The sequence below is a fragment of the Mesorhizobium sp. SEMIA396 genome (genome assembly GCF_024518615.1).
Lineage (GTDB): Bacteria > Pseudomonadota > Alphaproteobacteria > Rhizobiales > Rhizobiaceae > Mesorhizobium.
This window is the reverse complement of record NZ_JANIFC010000001.1, coordinates 939,896-955,561: the sequence shown is the minus strand read 5'-3', so window position 1 is coordinate 955,561 and position 15,666 is coordinate 939,896. Positions and strand designations below refer to the sequence as shown.

The following is a 15,666-nucleotide window of genomic DNA, read 5'->3' as shown; positions in this document are numbered from 1 at the left end:
TGGTTGCTTATTCCGCCGGCGCCTCGACGGCCTCGCGCGAGCGGCCGAGCGTGACCTTGGCCAGCGTGAAGGAAATCACCGCACAGAGCGTGATGCCGGCCACCATCGGCAGCGGCGTGCCGTCGAAGAACACGCCGGCAACACCCATGGCGAGTGCGCCGATGGCGAAATGCAGCGTGCCCATCAGCGCCGACGCCGTGCCGGCGATCTCGCCATGCTCTTCCATGGCCAGCACCGAGGTGGTCGGGATGACCAGGCCGAGAAAGCCGTAGCCGACGAACAGCAGGGCCGCCATCACGTCGAGCCGGTCGACGCCCGTCGCCATGATCGCCAACAGCACCACCATCGTCGAGGCATAGCCGGTCACCGCGACGCGCACCACGCGCCTCAGGCCGAAGCGCTCGGCCAGCAGCCCCGTCATCTGCGACATGCCGATGAAGGCGACCGCGTTGATCGAGAAGAACACGCTGTAGACCGAAGGCGACAGCCCGTAATGGTCGATCAGAATGAAGGACGAGCTCGACAGATAGACGAAGAAGCTCGCAATGCCGAAGCCGGCGATCGCCACCAGGCCAAGGAAATTGCGGTCGCCCATCAGGAAGCGATAGCCGGCAAGCGCGGTTCCGAAGGAGGAACCGACGCGTTCTTCAGCCGGCCGCGTCTCCTTGAGCGAGGTTGCGAGCAGCACCGTGGCAAGGGCGGCCGCGCCCGTCACCGTCCAGAACACGGCGCGCCAGCCGAAACTCTCGATGATCACGCTGCCGGTCAGCGGCGCCAGGATCGGCGACACCGAGAACACCAGCATCAGCAAGGACATCAGCTTGGCGGCCTCATTGCCGGTGTGCAGGTCGCGCACAATGGCGCGCGGAACGGCCATGCCGGCGCTGGCGCCAAGCCCTTGCAGGAAACGGAAAGCGATCAGCCATTCGATGGTCGGCGCCATTGCCGAACCGATGCCGCCAACCATGAACAGCGCAAGGCCGCCATAAAGCGGCAGCTTGCGGCCGACCATGTCGGAGATCGGCCCGACGACGATCTGGCCAAAACCCATCGACAGGAAGAAGATCAACAGGCTCATCTGCACGGCAGCGGTGCTGGCATGCAGATCCGCGCCGATCGACGGCAACGCGGGCAGATACATGTCGATGGCGAACGGGCCGATGGCGGACAACAAGCCGAGCACGACCGCGATGCGGAGGAATTTGGGACTCATGATAAAGGCTTCTTTCAAATCTGGTTGCCGCCGCCAGGCGACGTCTAACCTAGGACGTTCCATCCCGTGAGATTCCGACACCTCAAGAGCGAATCCTATTCGTCTCTCTCACGCGAAATCTCTTTATCTTGTGTCCACAAATTTAGACACTCTTGTCTAAATCGTCAATCACCTCTATATAGTTTTTTATGAAGCTGCACGTTTCTCCTGACATTTTCCCGCCACGCGGCCATGAGGCCAAGCGCCTCTCGATCGTCGACTCCGCCGCCACCGTGTTTTGCCGCGAAGGTTTCGCCGGCGCCAACATCGATCTGATCGCGGCCGAAGCCGGCGTTTCGCGCCAGACGATCTACAACCATCATGGCGACAAGGAGAAACTGTTCGTCGCCGTGGTCCGCGACCTCACCGAACGCTGCAATGCCGGCATCTTCGCCACCATTGCCACCTTCCCCGACCAGCCGGGGGATCTCGAAGCCGACCTGATCGGCTTTGCCGTGCGCCTGAACCAGAACTGCATCTGCAACCGCGACGGAAAATTCCTGCGCAAGCTGATCCAGACCGAAGGCGAGCGCTATCCCGAACTGTTTGCCGAATGGCGCGAACAGGGTCCGGGCAGGACATGGCCGGCAATCGCCGCCCGCTTCGCCCGCCTCGCCTATGGCGGCCATCTCACGATCGAGGATCCCGACGTGGCGGCACGCCAGTTCCTTGGCCTCGTCAATGCCGAACTGCAGACCACCTTCATGCTTGGCGGCTCGCCTCGCGAGGACGAGGTGCTGCAATCCGCGACCAATGGCGTGCGCACCTTCCTGCGCGCCTTCGGCAAGCGCCGGTCCGCGGCCTCGTCCGAAAAGCAAAGCGCGCTCACCAGCGCCTGAGCGATCAAATCGCTGGCAATAGTCTTCGCTTCCGCGCAAGGGTCATCTATATGCGGTTTACGCCGCCCTCAAGCTTGATTACAGCTATGCGGACGATTCAACGGAACCCGACCGCCACATGGCCGACGACCACATCCGCTACGACATTCTGGCCCAGGAGGCGTTGCGCGGCGTCATGCGCAAGGTCCTGGCCGAGGTCGCGCGCACCGGCCTCCCCGGCAACCACCACTTCTTCATCACCTTCCTGACCGGCGCGCCGGGCGTACGCGTGTCTTCGCGGCTGCGCGAGCGCTATCCCGAGCAGATGACCATCGTCATCCAGTTCCAGTATTGGGACCTGAAGGTGACCGATACCGGCTTCGAGGTTGGCCTGTCCTTCTCCGATGTTCCGGAAAAACTCGAAATCCCGTTCTCGGCCGTGCGCGGCTTCTATGATCCCTCGGTCAATTTCGAGCTCGAATTCGACGTCAAGACGGATGGCGCGGCAGCCGAGGAACCGGCTGCGCCAACTCCGGAGCCGCTGACCATCGTCTCCGAGAAAAAGCCGAAGGCCGAGAAGAAGGCCGCCGCCGAGGCGGAGAAGAAGCCTGCGGCCGCGGACGCCGCCACCAAGGGCGCCGAAGTGGTCTCGCTCGACGCCTTCCGCAAGAAATAGGCCGGCGACTTACGCCGTGGCCGAAATCGTCAATCTCCGCCAGGCCCGCAAGCAAAAGGCGCGGGACGAAAAGCTGCGCGCCGCCGAACAGAATCGCGCGCTGCACGGCCGCTCCAAGGCCGAAAAAGAACGCGACCGCATCGCCGCCGACAAGAGTGAAAAATTCGTTGCCGGGCATCGTCGTGAAAAGCCCGGCGACCCTGACCACCTATGAGCCCGGTCGAAAAGCGTTCGGTGACCATTCGCGGCCACCGCACCAGCTACTCGCTCGAAAAACCCTTCTATGACGACCTCGTCGCGATCGCGGCGACCAGAAAGCTGACGCTTGCCGCGCTTGTCGCCGAAGTCGACGTGACAAGGCCCCGCGACACCAACCTGTCCTCTGCGTTGAGGCTCCATGTCCTGGAGTGGGCGAAGCGCGGAACGGATTTCTAGAGGCCCTCGACCGCCGCTTCCTTCTTCCTGCGTCTGGTGCCGAAGCCAAGCAAGGTCGAACGTTCGCGCTCCTCGGCCTGTTTCCTGGACCGCACGCGCATCAAATCCTTCCAGCCGACATAGCCGACCAGCAAAGAGCCTTCGCGAGTGACGACGGGCAGATGAGAGACGTTGGCCGTCAGCAGCTTGTCGGAGAGGCCTTCGAGATATTCGTCCGGATAGGCCAGCGTCACCTTGCTGCCGGCCAGCAGTTCGCCAAGCGTGGTGGTGCGGTGCGTGCCGGCGCGTCTCCAGCGCAATATCGCCGGCGGATCGATGAGGCCCAGCACATGGCCGTGCTCATCGACCACCGGGAAACTCGGATGCCGTGTTTCCGGCGCTGTCAGGAATGCCGCAGCGCCATGCAGCGTCATCGTCGCCGGCACGCTTTCGACCTGTGGGGTCATCACCTCGCGCACCCTGGTCAGGGCGAAAGGGTCGACGCGGTATTCGCGAACCAGATGATGTCCCCTTCTGGCGATCTTTTCGGTCAGGATCGACCGCTTCATCAGAAGCACGGTGACGGCGTGCGCCGCGGCGCAGGCAGCAATCAGCGGCACCAGCATATGTGTGTTGCCGGTCAGTTCGACGGCGAAGAACGTGGCGGTCAGCGGCGCACGCATCGTGCCGCCCATCGTGGCGGCCATTGCCAGCAGCGCCCAGAAACCGGGATCCGCGGCAGGCAGAACGCCGGCGAGCACAGCGCCCATAGCCCCACCCATGATCAACAGCGGCGCCAGCACACCTCCCGACGTTCCCGAGCCGAGCGCTGCCGACCAGATGATCGCCTTGACCACCAGCAGCAGAAGGGCCGCTGTCGCGACGGTGCGGCCATCCAGCATGTCGGTGATGTTGTCATAGCCGACACCGAGCGCGTGCGGTTCGATCAGCCCGCCTATGCCGACCACCAGGCCGCCAAGCATCGGCCACCACATCCAGTGGATCGGCAGCTTCTGAAAACCGTCCTCGCAGGCATAGACCATCTGCGTCAGCAGTCCCGACAAAAGTCCTGCACAAACGCCGATCGCCACCCAGCCGGCAAGGCCGACAAAGGATACCTCCATGCCGCCCTGAAACGGAAAGATCGGCCCGGGCAGATGCAGCATGGTGCGCTCGACCTCGGCGATAACAGCCGCCACCGCCACCGGGATGAAGCTGCGCGGGGTCCATTCGAAAAGCAGCAGTTCGACCGCCAGCATGATGGCTGCAATCGGTGTTCCAAAAACCGTAGTCATGCCCGCTGCCGCACCAGCCACCAGCAGTGTCTTGCGCTCGTTGTCGCTGACCGGCAGCATCTGCGCGATCAGCGAGCCGATGGCGCCGCCAGTCATGATGATCGGGCCTTCGGCGCCGAACGGCCCGCCGGAGCCGATCGAGATCGCCGACGACAGCGGCTTCAGGATCGCCACCTTGGCGTCGAGTTTTGAGCGCCCGAGCAGGATCGCCTCGATGGCCTCGGGAATGCCATGGCCGCGGATCTTCTCGCTGCCGAAGCGCGCCATCAGGCCGATGATCAGCGCACCGATCACCGGGACGATGACGGCGGCAAGCCCAAGCGGTGTGTCCTCAAGCTTCAGGTCGGCAAGCGAGAACTGGCCGAAATAGGCGATGTTGGTGGCCAGCCGGATCAGCTTCAAAAGCGCGATGCCGGCAACCAGTCCGGCTGTCGCCACCACCACGGCAATGGCCGCGACGAGCAGCACCCTGGCGTCCGTGGTGAAATCACGCAGATGCTCCGGGTTCGAGTGAGGGGTCTTCATGGCGGGCTTTGCTTCCTGGCGGCGGGCCGAATGTGGATATGCGGCACGGTCGAAGCGGCCAGCCGGGCTTGTCGGTGGCTATGTATCGTAACACGATATAAATATTCAAGCCGGTTTCGCCCGAAATCCGTTTGAGCTTTCGCCGGAAAACGAACACATGTCTGATATGTCGCAGCCACAAAAACCACGCCCCGCCATCAGCCAGGCCGATTACCAGCGACTGTCGGAGTTTCGCTATCTGATCCGCCGCTTCCTCGAATTCAGCCAGGTCCAGGCGGAAGACGCCGGCCTGACCCCGCGCCAGCATCAGGCGCTGCTGGCGATCAAGGGATTCCCCGGCGGCGGCCCGGTGACGGTTGGCGACCTCGCCGAGCGCCTGCGCATCCGCCACCACAGCGCCGTCGAGCTGGTCAACCGCCTCGGCGAGGCGGGGCTGGTTACAAGGGATCAGGATAAGGACGACCACCGCCGCGTGCTGCTGCAGCTGACCGAGCGCGCCGACGATTGCCTGGCCGAACTGTCGGCGGTGCATCTCGACGAACTGTCGCGTATCGAACCGATGCTGCGGCGTCTGCTCGATCGAGATGGAGGGTAGTCGTATCGCCCAGAAAGCTCAGCCTACTGCAGTGACTTCAGCAGATTGTCGATCGTGAACGGATTGGACTTCGGCTTGGCCGGCGGCGGATTGTCGTTGGCTTCCGGCAGCGGCGCACGCTCCACTTTCGGAGGCTGCTGCGCGGCCTTGCGTTCGGCCTCAAGCCTTGCCTTTTCCTGCGCCGCGATGCGCACCGCCTCTTCCGCCTTCTGCCGCTCCTGCTTGTCGACCTGCGCCTTGGCCGCCTCGTCGGCGGCTTGCTGTTCGGCAGCGGCCTTGGCGTCGGCGTCCGCCTTGGCTTTGGCATCGGCGTCCGCCTTTGCTTTCGCCTCCGCGTCGGCCTGAGCCTTGGCATCGGCATCGGCTTTCGCCTGGGCATCCGCTTCGGCCTTGGCCTTGGCGTCAGCCTCGGCTTTCAGCCGTGCTGCTTCCTCCTGCTTGCGCAATTCCTCGGCGGCCTTATCCCGTTCGGTCTTCAACGCCGCGTAGTAGCGCACCTCGCGCCGAAGCCGCTGCTTTTCGAGCAGCGCGGCCTGCATCGCCTCGACGCGCTGCTGCTCTTTCTCCAGCGCGCGCTGGGTCAGGAACTGCGCCAGCGGCTCACTGTCGAATGCTCGTTTGACCGCGCCGAACGGCCCCTCGGCGGTGAAATTCACGACCGGCTCGGAGCCGACCAGTGCCTCGTCGCCAGGCCGATAGGTGATCGCACCCTTGGCCGACACCGTGGCCGCGTTGAGATCCGCCGTGACGTCGGCGGACAAGGTCGCCGCCGGATTTTCCAGGCTGACCGGTGGCGCCCGCAGCGTGCCGCCGGCAACCGTGAAAGCTATGTCGGCATCGCCAGCGGCAAAGCTGCCGTCAGCGGCGATGTCGGGCGCAAAGCCGGCGGTCTTGGCCGTATCGATATCGCGCCCGATCGCATCCGCCTTGGCGAGGAATGCACTGAACGCATCTGGATTGACGCCAGCAACTTTCACGCCCTTCAACGCCGCCGTGCCGGAGCCGGACAAGGCGGCCACCATCCCTTCGACCGATTTGCCGCTGCTTGACAGCGCCGTCGAGAAATCGCCGATGCCGCTGATGCCGGCATCCGGCAGCACGGTCGCCAGATCGGCGCCCGCCAGTTTCATCTGGCCAGAGAACAGGCCGGTTCCGTCATTGTTCTTCAGTTCGAACAGGCCGGTGAGCGCCCCGCTCAGCAATTTCGCCTTCAAATCCGAAACGCGGATGCCTTCCTGGTCGAGCTTGAGCGAAAAGGCGGCATCATAGGCGGTGGCGAACCGACCGGCGGCGAGCGCTGCCGTCGTCAGGTCTAGGTCGGCGGTGAACGGCAGGTTGGATTTCTGGCTGAACGGTGTCGCCGGCCACACGCCACCCTTGTTGGTTTCTTCCTTGTCGGCAAGAAAGGCGGAATCGCCGAACAGCGCCACCGCCATCGGATCGAGGTCGAGTTCGTCGAGCATCAGCGCCCCGGCCAGATGCGGCACGCCGGCCTTGCCGTCGACCCCCTCCTTTACATCGATATTGACGTCGCCGGACACCGCCGCTTCGTTGATAGCGCCGTTGAGTTCGTCCAGCACCAGCAGACCGTTGCCATAATCGCCCTGCGCCGAGAACGACGTCGACATGCCCGCCCCCATGCCCGGCAGGCCGATACCTGTCGTCATCAGCCATGGCTCGATGTCGGCGGCGTCGAGGCTGAGCTTGCCCTTGGCGGCGAAGCCTTGCGGCGTATCGGCGATCGTCCCCTCGAAACCCGCCTTGAAGTCGTTGCCGGCAAGGCTGAAATTCGTCGTCAGGCCGCCGCCGAGCGTACCCTTGGCCTGAATGTCGGTGCTCGCCTCGCCCAGCATGCCGAGCGGCAGTGCCGGCAGGCCGTAGAGGGCCAGCAGCGTGGTGGCATCAGGGTTTTTGGCATTGAAGGTAAGCGCCACCGGCGCTTCGAGAAGCTTGTCCACCGCCCCCTTTCCCGACAGCGATGCGGAAAAGGCCGAGCCGCCGGCCTTGCCTTGTCCGCTCACCGCCAGGCCCGTGGTGCCGTCGCCATTGTCGGCCGCACTCGCCACGAGGTCGACACGCGCATCCTGGAACAGCTCGGGATAGGCTGCGGCACGGCTCGCCAGTCCCTTGAGCACGGCGCTGTCGGGATAATGCCGGGCGGCGACGTCGATCAGCGGCTTCAGATCGACGGCAACCACCGATGCATCGAGCTTGCCGGTCGGGCTCGCCGGGAAATCCTTGATCCTGCCGGTGGCGCTGATCGAGGCGCCGGCCAGCCCGCCCACCGACAGCCGGTCGATTTCGAGCAGCCCGTCGCGCAGCCTGAGCGCCGTGTCGACGGTATCCGCGGTCAACCCGCCAGCGTTGACCGGCCCTGCCTTGATCTGGAAATCGAGGTCGCGGTCGGCAAAGCGATTGGCGCCCTTGTCGCTGACGAAGATCGAGGCGAAGGCCGCCAGCCCGTCGACATCGAGGTCGCCCCCTTCGAGACGCATCAGCACTGAGGGCTTGGCATCGTCGGGCTGGCTGGAATCGATGCGGCCGGAAAACTTCGCCTTGCCCAGGATCAATTCGAGATCGCTGAAGGCCTGGCGCTTCTGCGAGAGGTCGACCTTGGCCTTGAAGCCGGCGGCAGGGAGACGGCGGATCGCCTCGTCGACATCCTTCGACAGCCAGGCGGCAAAGCCGGAGGGTTGCGCCACGGCCAGCAGCAGCGAGCCGTTGAAGCCGAAATGACCCTCCAAATTGAGCACGAGCATGCCATCGGCTTCCAACGTGGTGCGGCCGGGCAAGGTCGCGGCAAGCGATTTCACCGACCAGCCGCCATCGACCGGCTCGGCGGAAAGATGCACGTCGCGCACCGTGGTGTCGCCGACCACCACCGCCGGCAGCTTGACCTCGACAGTGCCGGGAATGGTCGGCCTCGGCATGTCGAGCAGCGCCTGCTCAAACGCCGCGATGCGCTGATCCAGCGTCAGACCGGCGCCGGCTTCGGCGCCCACCGCCTCGTCGAACTGCACCTGCGCGCCATTGGCCTCGATGGCGAAACTCGGCTTCAGCCCGAGATCGACAGAAGCCTTGCCGTCGGCGGTGTAGGGGTTGTCGAGCGGCCCGGTCTCGAAGCGGAATTCGTCGACGCCGAGTTTCTGGTGGTCGAGCGAAAATTTGCCGTTCAGCCGAAAGCCCGGATCGGGCTTGCCGGCGGAAACCCTCACCGTCTCGCCATCGGTGCCGCGCAGCTCGGCGCTGTTCTTGTCGGCACCGGAGATCTTGAACTGGCCGGAATAGGCGGCAGCGCCATTGACGATGCCGGCATTGCCGTCGGTTTCGATGACCAGCGGATAGGCGTCCGGATCGGCCTTCAGCCGAAGCCGCATCTGCCCGTTGCCTTCGGCCTTGCCGGTGGAGGCAGTGACCGTGGTGCGAAGACCGTCGAGCCGCAGCGTGCCGTCCATGCGCCATGGCCCGGCCAGAGACTTGGCCGAGATGGTCGAATTGATCTCGGAAAACAGGTGGCTGCGCCCGCCGGCGGCATGGCGCAGTTCGATCTGCCCTTCCGTCACCGTCAGCTTCTCGATCGAGATCTGATTGAGGTCGAAGGGAGAGGACGGCCGCATCGCCCAGTCGACGGTGCCGTCATTGGCGATATCGATGGTCGCTTTCGGCCGCACCAGCCGCATGTCGAAGATCAGCACTTCGCCGCGCAGGAAGGGCGCCAGTTCCGCATCCATCGAAAACGTCTCGACGGTCATGGCCGGCTGGCCATTGGGGCCGCCGGCGACCGCGACGTTCGAGAAGGTCACCGAGGGAAACGGCAACAGCCTTGCCGTGGCGTCGCCCTGCACGGTCACCTTGCGGCCGAGGATGGCGCTGGCCTCGCGCTCGAATTGGGCGCGGTAGCCGGTCCAGTCGATAAAATACGGCACCACCAGCGCCGCACACAGCACCAGCACAAAAAGGCCACCGAAGATCACGAACAGGCGAGCGAGCATCAGCTCCGAATGGGTTGATTGAAATTCTGCCGCACTCTACCCGCATCCGCGTGTCGATAAAGAGGCAATTCATCCAGTGTTGCGCGATGTCTCATCCGCAGTTGCGTGATATCGGGCGATCTGAAACAAATCCCGGCGAAGCGGAGAATTCGGATGTCTGGAAAGAACTGGGATCGCGTGCCGATCGATGCGCAAAGTGTCGACGCCCCGCTGTCGCTTTCGGCGGTCTTTCTTGTCGTCACCGTCGCCAGCGGTCAGACCGCGCTCGCCAAGATAGCCTCCGTGCTCGGCGGCCTCGATGATCTCGTCAAAACCGTCGGGTTCCGCGATCTTTCCGGGCGGCTTTCGTGCATTGCCGGCATCGGCCGCGATCTCTGGGATCGTCTTTCCCCAGATCGGCGACCGCTGGAACTGAAACCGTTTGCGCCGATCAAGGGTGCCGTTCATTCGGCGCCTTCGACCGCCGGCGATCTTCTCTTCCACATCCGCTCCGAGCGGCCCGATATGTGCTTCGAGTTCGAGCGCATTCTGCTCGACAATCTCGGTGATGCCGTGAACGTCGTCGACGAGGTTTCCGGCTTTCGGTACTTCGATGCGCGTGACCTGCTCGGCTTCGTCGACGGCACGGCCAACCCGACCGGGCTGGACCTTCCGGCCTCGGCACTCGTCGGTGATGAGGACGCCGACTTCGCCGGCGGCAGCTATGTCGTCGTCCAGAAATACCTGCACGATCTCCAGGCCTGGGCGCGCATTCCGACGCCCGAGCAGGAAGCGATCATCGGCCGCACCAAGATCGACAACATCGAAATCGATGATGACGAGGCGCCGCGCAAATCACACAAGTCGCTGGCCACCATCGAGGATACCGATGGCAACGAGTACGACATATTGCGCGACAACATGCCGTTTGGCAGGCCGGGGCAAAAGGAGTTCGGCACCTACTTTATCGGCTACAGCAGGTATCTCTGGGTGATCGAGAGGATGCTGCAGCGAATGTACATCGGTGAGCCGCCGGGCGCTTACGACCGGCTGCTCGATTTCTCGACGCCGCACACCGGCACGACGTTCTTCGCGCCAACCCGCCCCATGCTGCAAACCCTTGTTGAGGACGCATAGAAGACGCCTGCGGCCGCACGGCAGGCCGGCGCCCCAACGATTTCACCCGGCGATTGTCAGAACCCTCAGCGTGCGTCGCGCTTTGCTTGCGCCACCTTGGCCGCCTTGCGCTGCCGGCCAAGCTCCATCGGTCGGACGAGGTCTTGCGCCCTCTGGTTTGCCACCGACCGCATCCCCTTGCGCGCGGTGCGCGAATTGAAAGCAGGGCCTTCCGGCGTCGCCCCTTGCTTCATGACAAATGCCTTGCGCGCGTTTTCGATCAGCGAAACGCTGGCCGCCAGCTGCCGGCGCCGCTCGGCCTCGCCATTCAGCCGCCGCATGGCCATGGCCAGCACCGCAAGCTTTGTCTGCGAACCGCCATCGGACTTTGAGGGCGCAGCGCCTTTCGGCGCTCCTTTGCCGCGTATCTCACGCTGGCGGCGGTGTGCTTGGGTTTGGGCCTTGTCGCGCCGCTCCCGCAACAGCTTGACCAGGCCGGCAAGATCGGCGTCGGAAAGCTCCTGCACCGCCGGATGGTGCGATTTCTCCACCAGTTCCTGTTCGTCCGCGCTCAGCGCACGCGCCGCTTCCTTGCGTGAAATCGCCATGGCATTCCTCCTCCGCTGGCACGCCTGTCTGTTTCAGGCCATTCGCATGAGTTTCTGCCCCAAAACCGCGTCGGTCAAGAATAGCCCTGCTGACGATGCCGGATGGTCGAATACCGAGCCGCTCAGCCTGTGCATCGGCTGCGCAGATAGGCGCAGACCAGCTCGATGAGTTCCGCTCGCAATTCCGGCGATTGCAGTTCGCCATGTCGCGCTGCGGCATGCACGACCCCTTCGACCGCACCCGACAGCACACGTCCGGCAATGTCGTCGCGCTTGGGATCGGGCTTGCCCGAGGCAGATGCGATCACGGCTTGGTAGCGGCGCAGATACTCCGCCTCGAACTGATCCTGTGTCGAGCGTGCGGCAAGCGGCACCTCGTCGAGCAGGACGCGATGCAGTTCCTGATCGACGCTGTGGGCGGCGACGACGCCATCGACAAGCTTCGCCGCCCGCTGTTCCACCGTGATCACTGCGTCACGCTCATCCGAACCGGATATGGCCGCGAGCACCGCGTCGAGATGGCGTTTTCGGATCTCCTCCGCCAAGGCCAGCTTGTTGGGAAAATACTGGTAGATCGAGCCGACGCTGACACCAGCCGCCGAAGCCGTCTCGTTGGTGGTGAAATGCGCCCACCCACGCCGAGCCAGAACGCGAGCCGCGGCTTCGACAATCGTATCCACGGTTGCGCGGGAACGCTGTTGCCGTGGCGCTTTGCGCACGCTTCCATGCTCTGAGGGAACGCGAGTAGCCATATCAGGGCCTTTTCACCAAAATGCGAGTGTCCGCTCACATTTATCGAGCCAAGCCTGCCACGCAAGTCAATGAGAGGTCGCTATGAGCAACAAGACACTGCTTTTATCCCTGTTCCGCTACAAATCCTGGGCCGACAATGAACTCCTCGCTCTTTTGGCAGAGATCGAAAACGAGACAACCGAGAAGCAGCTTGGCGCGATCCTTGAGACCGTCAATCACGCGCATGTCGTCGACCGGATCTTTGCGTCGAACCTCCAGCAGCAGAAGCACTCCTATCGAGACACGGGCACGAGCAGCACACCGACGCTCGCGGAGCTGTCCAAGGCGATCAAGGAAACCGACCGGTGGTACCTCCGCTACGTCGAACAGGTCGACCCCGAAGAACTGGCGGAGGCGATCCGTTTTGCCTTTACGGACGGCGCCCCCGGGCAGATGTCACGAGAGGAGATGCTGGCACATGTCATCACCCATGGCGGCTATCATCGCGGTGAGGTCGGACGCATAGTGACACAATTGTCGAAGCCATCGTCGCCCGACACCTTCACGGGTTATCTCCATCAGGCAGAGCCCGCCCGCCGAGCACCGGTGTAATCGGAAACCTTACATTGGAGATGCCGGTCCGGCTCCTTCATTGCTGTGGCGGGATAATCCCTACCCTGCTGGCAAGATCTTGCCCGGGTTCATGATATCAAGCGGATCCAGCGCCTGCTTGATCGTGCGCATGATGTCGACGCCGTGGCCGAGCTCGTGGCGCAGGAAACCGATCTTGCCCTGGCCGATGCCGTGCTCGCCGGTGCAGGTGCCGTCCATGGCGATCGCCCGCATGTTGAGCCGCGCGACGAACTTTTCCGACAACGCGATCTCCCTGGGATCGTTGACATCCATCAGCACCAGCACGTGAAAATTGCCGTCGCCGGCGTGGCCGACGATCGGCGCGATCAGACCCATCTCTTCTATGTCGGCTTCGGTTTCCATGACGCATTCGGCAAAGCGCGAGATCGGCACGCAGACATCGGTCGACAGCCCCTTGGCGCCCGGCCGCAGTGTCAGCGACGACCAGTAGGCGTCATGCCTGGCCTTCCACAGTTTGGTGCGCTCCTCGGCGACGCTGGTCCACAGGAACGGCCCGCCGCCATTCTCTTCCGCGATCATGCCAAAGGTCTCGGCCTGTTCGGCAACACCGGCATCGCTACCATGAAACTCGACGAACAGGCACGGGCTCTCGGGATAGTCGAGCTTGGAATAGTTCTTCATCGCCCGCATCTGCAGCGCGTTGACCAGTTCGATGCGCGCCACAGGAATGCCCATCTGGATCGTGGCGATGACCGCGTTGCAGGCCGCCTCGACGCTCGGAAACGGGCAGACGCCGCCCGAAATCGCCTGCGGGATGCCTTGCAGCTTCAAGGTCAGCGAGGTGATGATGCCGAGCGTGCCTTCCGAGCCGACCAGCAGCCGCGTCAGATCATAGCCGGCCGAGCTCTTTTTCGCCCGCTTGCCGGTCGTCACGGTTTCGCCGTCAGCCATGACGGCGGTCAGCGACAGCACGTTCTCGCGCATCGTGCCGTAGCGCACCGCATTGGTGCCGGAGGCCCGCGTCGCGGCCATGCCGCCCAGCGAGGCATTGGCGCCGGGGTCGATCGGAAAGAACAGTCCGGTGTCGCGCAGATGCCGGTTCAAATCCTCGCGGGTGACGCCGGGTTCGACCGTGCAGTCGAGATCCTGTGGATTGACCGCCAGGATACGGTTCATGCGCGATGTGTCGACCGATATGCCGCCGCCCGGTGCGTTGGTGTGGCCTTCCAGCGAGGAGCCGACGCCAAAGGCGATCACCGGCACGCGGTGCGCGGCACAGGCCCGCACGATGTCCTGCACCTCGGCGGTCGTCTCGGGAAAGGCGACGCCGTCCGGCGCCTGCGTCGGAATATAGGTGGTGGTGTGGGCATGCTGCGAGCGGATCGCCTGGCCGGTCTGGAATCGCTCGCCGAGCCGTTGCTTGAGGATGCCGAGCACCGCCGCGATGCCTTCCTCGTTACGTTCGACCGGGTTGAGGTCGCTCAGAGCCATGAATTCCTCCGCGAATGGACCAGCGTCCACGCTTGTTATGCGTCTATGGATGCGTAAAGCAATTCCAGGAAAAGTGTGAAGCGGTTTTCCGTCCGGAATGCGTCAGAACAAATAGAGTCTCCGGAGCCAAGCTCTGTCCAGCGCCAGAACAAGGAAGTTTCGATGCCCATCCCCACTCCCTTCGTCTCGAAACCCATGGACATCGAGAAGGACTGGATCGACTACAACGGCCATCTCAACATGGCCTATTACAACGTGCTGTTCGACCGCTGCTCGGACGACGCCTTCGAGGCAATGGGCATGGGACCGAACTATGCCAGGGATCGCCGCCTCACCATCTACACGGCCGAAGTCCATGTCTGCTACGTGCAGGAGCTGCACCTCGAGCACAAGGTCACGGTCTCCTTCCAGCTCATCGACCACGACGACAAGCGGCTGCGGGCCTACCAGGAAATCCGCCATGTCGACGGCTGGCTGGCCGCGACTTCCGAATCGCTGTCGCTGCATGTCGACATGTCCGGGCCGAAGGTCTCACCCTTCCCCGCCGATGTGCTGGCCAGGGTCGAAGCCATGCGCGCCGCCCATTCGGCACTGCCGATGCCGGTACGGGCCGGCCGTTCGATCGGCATCAAACGCAAATAGGGCGAAGCCGACACCTTCTCGTTCCCGGCGTCAAAGCCACACCGGCAATCTAAAATCGCAGAACCCTCCCATCGGCCGGCAGCAGTGCTTGAAGCGGCGCGGCGCCCTCGTTAACCTTACCAAGGTTTTAACGGGAACAAGCCATCTGAGCCGTTGCGCGACTCAGCGGGTCGGTCGAAAACGATCCGCATCGAGGTAGCGACACGGGCGGCGCGGCGCCGGTTCGAGGAAAGTGCATGAAAACCGACATCAAGGTCGAGGTGGACAGGCTGGCTGCCGATCCGCGCATCACCGACTATGATTTCTGGCGCTCGCTCAAGAACGTCAACAACGAGATCTTCCACATCGCCAACAACAACGAGCCGATCCCGTTCGACATGATCCGCTGGCGCGCCATCCTGAAGCAGGCGCGCATGAAGCGCGGCCACGCATAGGTTCCTCTCCTGTAGGTCAAGCCTGGCGCCTCAACGCTCCCAGCGCCGAGCGCGCCACCACCGGCGACGACTGGATGATCGCCGTATTGGTCATCGCATAAGGAATGATGCGGTCGATCACCCGCTCGAGTTCGGCCACCGAGCCGACATGCGCCAGCGCGATGAAACAATCCTCTCCGGTCACCCGGTCGCATTGCACGATCTCCGGCAGTTCGCGGATGATCTCGGCCACGAGGGCCAGTTGCCCCGGCACCGGCCGGATGCGCAGCCACGCCGACAGCGGCAGGCCGAGTGCCGCCGGGTTGATCCTGACCGAATAGGCCTCGATGACGCCGCTTTCCTGCAGCCGCTTGATGCGCTCGGCCACGCTCGGCGCCGACAGACCGACTGAGCGTGCCAGCTCCGCCGTGCTGGTGCGCGCGTCCTTCTCCAGCAGACGCAGGATCTTCATGTCAGAGACATCGAGGTCGGCACTTTCAGTTCGAAGGCGCTTCATGGGAAAT

General features: G+C 63.7%; 16 protein-coding genes. 9 read left to right on the top strand and 7 right to left on the bottom strand.

All coding sequences use genetic code 11. The annotated features are described in order from the left end of the window. Nucleotides 1-7 precede the first annotated feature (7 nt). Nucleotides 8-1,213, bottom strand: coding sequence for a multidrug effflux MFS transporter (locus tag NP503_RS04675; protein WP_127271795.1), 1,206 nt, complete (start codon nt 1,211-1,213; stop codon nt 8-10). Between the two features lie 188 nt (nt 1,214-1,401). Between NP503_RS04675 and NP503_RS04670 the strand changes: the two genes are divergently transcribed. The 4 genes from NP503_RS04670 to NP503_RS04655 all read left to right on the top strand — a co-directional run bounded on the left by NP503_RS04670 (nt 1,402) and on the right by NP503_RS04655 (nt 3,181). Beyond that, nucleotides 1,402-2,091, top strand: coding sequence for a TetR/AcrR family transcriptional regulator (locus NP503_RS04670; RefSeq protein WP_127271156.1), 690 nt, complete (start codon nt 1,402-1,404; stop codon nt 2,089-2,091). Between the two features lie 118 nt (nt 2,092-2,209). Continuing rightward, nucleotides 2,210-2,746, top strand: coding sequence for an SspB family protein (locus tag NP503_RS04665; RefSeq protein WP_027160604.1), 537 nt, complete (start codon nt 2,210-2,212; stop codon nt 2,744-2,746). Between the two features lie 16 nt (nt 2,747-2,762). Then, a complete protein-coding gene (locus NP503_RS04660; RefSeq protein WP_127271798.1) occupies nt 2,763-2,960 on the top strand; it encodes a DUF4169 family protein in 198 nt (65 codons plus the stop codon). Next, a complete protein-coding gene (locus NP503_RS04655) occupies nt 2,957-3,181 on the top strand; it encodes a ribbon-helix-helix domain-containing protein (protein WP_127271800.1) in 225 nt (74 codons plus the stop codon). Before NP503_RS04660 ends, NP503_RS04655 begins: the two co-directional genes overlap by 4 nt. Here the strand turns inward: NP503_RS04655 and NP503_RS04650 are convergent. Beyond that, on the bottom strand, nt 3,178-4,980 hold the full coding sequence (locus NP503_RS04650; protein ID WP_127372249.1) for a chloride channel protein: 1,803 nt from the start codon (nt 4,978-4,980) through the stop codon (nt 3,178-3,180). The two genes, NP503_RS04655 and NP503_RS04650, sit on opposite strands and share 4 nt — an antisense overlap. A 157-nt stretch (nt 4,981-5,137) precedes the next feature. On the opposite strand from NP503_RS04650, the gene NP503_RS04645 reads away from it, so the two are divergent. After that, on the top strand, nt 5,138-5,575 hold the full coding sequence (locus NP503_RS04645; protein ID WP_127271260.1) for a MarR family winged helix-turn-helix transcriptional regulator: 438 nt from the start codon (nt 5,138-5,140) through the stop codon (nt 5,573-5,575). Between the two features lie 23 nt (nt 5,576-5,598). Here NP503_RS04645 and NP503_RS04640 read toward each other — a convergent pair whose 3' ends face one another. Beyond that, nucleotides 5,599-9,567 (bottom strand): AsmA family protein, encoded by a 3,969-nt coding sequence (locus tag NP503_RS04640; protein ID WP_127301809.1) that lies wholly within the window; start codon nt 9,565-9,567, stop codon nt 5,599-5,601. Nucleotides 9,568-9,720: 153 nt separating this feature from the next. Between NP503_RS04640 and NP503_RS04635 the strand changes: the two genes are divergently transcribed. Next, nucleotides 9,721-10,683, top strand: coding sequence for a Dyp-type peroxidase (locus NP503_RS04635; RefSeq protein ID WP_127273760.1), 963 nt, complete (start codon nt 9,721-9,723; stop codon nt 10,681-10,683). A gap of 65 nt (nt 10,684-10,748) precedes the next feature. Here NP503_RS04635 and NP503_RS04630 read toward each other — a convergent pair whose 3' ends face one another. Both NP503_RS04630 and NP503_RS04625 read right to left on the bottom strand, forming a co-directional pair. Next, nucleotides 10,749-11,270 (bottom strand): hypothetical protein, encoded by a 522-nt coding sequence (locus tag NP503_RS04630; RefSeq protein WP_127269202.1) that lies wholly within the window; start codon nt 11,268-11,270, stop codon nt 10,749-10,751. Nucleotides 11,271-11,392: 122 nt separating this feature from the next. After that, on the bottom strand, nt 11,393-11,989 hold the full coding sequence (locus NP503_RS04625; RefSeq protein ID WP_206517183.1) for a TetR/AcrR family transcriptional regulator: 597 nt from the start codon (nt 11,987-11,989) through the stop codon (nt 11,393-11,395). Between the two features lie 115 nt (nt 11,990-12,104). Between NP503_RS04625 and NP503_RS04620 the strand changes: the two genes are divergently transcribed. Further along, nucleotides 12,105-12,614, top strand: a complete 510-nt coding sequence (locus NP503_RS04620) for a DinB family protein (RefSeq protein ID WP_127269204.1) — start codon at nt 12,105-12,107, stop codon at nt 12,612-12,614. 60 nt (nt 12,615-12,674) lie between these two features. Here the strand turns inward: NP503_RS04620 and NP503_RS04615 are convergent, their stop codons facing one another. Continuing rightward, nucleotides 12,675-14,087, bottom strand: coding sequence for an FAD-binding oxidoreductase (locus tag NP503_RS04615; protein WP_127269205.1), 1,413 nt, complete (start codon nt 14,085-14,087; stop codon nt 12,675-12,677). Between the two features lie 162 nt (nt 14,088-14,249). Here NP503_RS04615 and NP503_RS04610 point away from each other — a divergent pair, with 162 nt between their 5' ends. Both NP503_RS04610 and NP503_RS04605 read left to right on the top strand, forming a co-directional pair. Further along, on the top strand, nt 14,250-14,729 hold the full coding sequence (locus NP503_RS04610; protein WP_127269206.1) for a thioesterase family protein: 480 nt from the start codon (nt 14,250-14,252) through the stop codon (nt 14,727-14,729). A gap of 236 nt (nt 14,730-14,965) precedes the next feature. Then, entirely contained in the window at nt 14,966-15,163 is a 198-nt protein-coding gene (locus tag NP503_RS04605; protein WP_013531006.1) for a hypothetical protein, read from the top strand. Nucleotides 15,164-15,179: 16 nt separating this feature from the next. On the opposite strand, the gene NP503_RS04600 is transcribed toward NP503_RS04605, so the two are convergent. Beyond that, nucleotides 15,180-15,659, bottom strand: coding sequence for an Lrp/AsnC family transcriptional regulator (locus tag NP503_RS04600; RefSeq protein WP_127269207.1), 480 nt, complete (start codon nt 15,657-15,659; stop codon nt 15,180-15,182). Nucleotides 15,660-15,666 lie beyond the last annotated feature (7 nt).

Bases quoted from the DNA above. Each gene is read 5' to 3' on its own strand.
- NP503_RS04620 (WP_127269204.1), top strand. From the start codon at position 12,105: ATGAGCAACAAGACACTGCTTTTATCCCTGTTCCGCTACAAATCCTGG.
- NP503_RS04675 (WP_127271795.1), bottom strand. From the start codon at position 1,213: ATGAGTCCCAAATTCCTCCGCATCGCGGTCGTGCTCGGCTTGTTGTCC.
- NP503_RS04655 (WP_127271800.1), top strand. From the start codon at position 2,957: ATGAGCCCGGTCGAAAAGCGTTCGGTGACCATTCGCGGCCACCGCACC.
- NP503_RS04600 (WP_127269207.1), bottom strand. From the start codon at position 15,659: ATGAAGCGCCTTCGAACTGAAAGTGCCGACCTCGATGTCTCTGACATG.
- NP503_RS04645 (WP_127271260.1), top strand. From the start codon at position 5,138: ATGTCTGATATGTCGCAGCCACAAAAACCACGCCCCGCCATCAGCCAG.
- NP503_RS04665 (WP_027160604.1), top strand. From the start codon at position 2,210: ATGGCCGACGACCACATCCGCTACGACATTCTGGCCCAGGAGGCGTTG.
- NP503_RS04630 (WP_127269202.1), bottom strand. From the start codon at position 11,270: ATGGCGATTTCACGCAAGGAAGCGGCGCGTGCGCTGAGCGCGGACGAA.
- NP503_RS04640 (WP_127301809.1), bottom strand. From the start codon at position 9,567: ATGCTCGCTCGCCTGTTCGTGATCTTCGGTGGCCTTTTTGTGCTGGTG.
- NP503_RS04670 (WP_127271156.1), top strand. From the start codon at position 1,402: ATGAAGCTGCACGTTTCTCCTGACATTTTCCCGCCACGCGGCCATGAG.
- NP503_RS04615 (WP_127269205.1), bottom strand. From the start codon at position 14,087: ATGGCTCTGAGCGACCTCAACCCGGTCGAACGTAACGAGGAAGGCATC.
- NP503_RS04610 (WP_127269206.1), top strand. From the start codon at position 14,250: ATGCCCATCCCCACTCCCTTCGTCTCGAAACCCATGGACATCGAGAAG.
- NP503_RS04635 (WP_127273760.1), top strand. From the start codon at position 9,721: ATGTCTGGAAAGAACTGGGATCGCGTGCCGATCGATGCGCAAAGTGTC.
- NP503_RS04605 (WP_013531006.1), top strand. From the start codon at position 14,966: ATGAAAACCGACATCAAGGTCGAGGTGGACAGGCTGGCTGCCGATCCG.
- NP503_RS04650 (WP_127372249.1), bottom strand. From the start codon at position 4,980: ATGAAGACCCCTCACTCGAACCCGGAGCATCTGCGTGATTTCACCACG.